Below are 1,542 nucleotides of genomic sequence, written 5' to 3'. Positions count from 1 at the left end.
ATAATTCCATCCCTGCATTCTGGCTTGTACAGAGCAAGGATAGATCAAGAAAACCTCGTGAAAGAGCGGTTGTCAGACTAAGGCCTGAGGTCATCGTCTTGATCATTAACAGGAGGCTTGCGTTTTCGATGCATTCTTTTGTGATTCGACAGGACTTTTGCATTCTTGCAGACCTTTCCGCATGACTGTTGCTGGCCTTCCTCCCCGACCACGGCCACGTCACAGGTTTTTTGTCCGGTGTGGTATCCAGTTTTGTGATTCGACAGGACTTTTGCATTCTTGCAGACTTTTCCGCATGGCCGTTGCTGGCCTTCCTCCCCGATCACTGTTACGTCACAGGTTTGTTGCCCCGTGTGGTATGAACTTTTGTGAGCCAACAGGCTGTTAGCATTCTTGAAGACCCTACCGCATGGCCGCCAACCACCCTCGCCGATCACGGTCACGTCGCAGGTTTGTTGCGCGGTGTGGTATCCGACTTTGTGATTCGACAGGGCTTTGGCATTCCTGCAGACCTTTCCGCACGGTTTCTGCTGGCCAGCCTTCCCCTCCACGATTAAATCACAGGTTTGTTGTCCGGTGTGGTCTCTTCTTTTGTGATCCTTAAAGGCTTGAGCATTCTTCCAGATCTTTCCGCACGGCTTTGGCTGGCCATCTTCCCCGATCACGGTCACGTCACAGGTTTTTTGTCCGGTGTGGTATCCGACTTTGTGACTCGACAGGGCGTTAGCATTGTTGCAGAGCTTTCCGCATGGCTGCGGCTCGCCGTCCTCACCGATCACGGTCACATCACAGGTTTTTTGTTCGGTATGGTATCCCCTCTTATGAGCTGACAGGGCGTGAGCATTCTTGCTGACCTTCCCGCAAGGCCTCGGCTGGCCATCCTCCCCGATCACAGTCACGTCACAGCTTTGTTGTTCAGTGTGGTATCCACTTTTGTGGTTCGACAGGGCATGTGTATCCTTGCAGACCTTCCCGCATGGCCGCGGCTGGCCATCCTTCCAGATCAAGGGCACGTCACAGGTTTGTTGCCTGGCGTGACAATTGCTTTTGTGACACGACAGTGGTTTTGCATTCTTGAAGGTCTTCCCGCATTGCAGCAGCTGACCATTCTCCCCGAATATTATCAAGCTGCAAATGGCCTGATCGGCAGGGTAGGTTGTATCGGATGAATCGGAAGACTGCCGGAATTGACAAACGCCATGACAGGGATGGACGAAACAATTTAAACCTAGCGTATGTGAGTGTCGTCCAGGGACTCCATTATCCCTGCCAGAATCAGAATACAGAAGGCTAGTGAAAAAGCCTGTAGGTTTAGGGAGTGCTTCCTGCCCGGATGATTCTGATGGCGGGTTGGGTTGTTGCTTGTTTCCAGAGCCGGGCATCATAGTGGTGATCACGAACAGTTGATCCTGACTCGACCCCCGGAGCTCCACAAAGTTAAACGACGCTGAATCGGGGTTCCAATAGCTTTTTAAAAGCGAACCGAAAACGGCAACCACTTTTACAGATATCCCTGAATAAGGGTTGGAGCATAGTGGAGTG

At 51.8% G+C, this 1,542-nt stretch carries 1 protein-coding gene; it reads right to left on the bottom strand.

All coding sequences use genetic code 11. The annotated features are described in order from the left end of the window. Window positions 1-77: 77 nt before the first annotated feature. Window positions 78-1,542: hypothetical protein (locus KDK18_RS06020; RefSeq protein WP_257253932.1), on the bottom strand; the 1,465-nt coding region annotated here is incomplete at its 5' end.

The sequence above is a fragment of the Endozoicomonas sp. SESOKO3 genome, assembly GCF_024606255.1.
The sequence above is the reverse complement of the archived record's forward strand: the minus strand, read 5'-3'. Positions and strand labels throughout refer to the sequence as shown.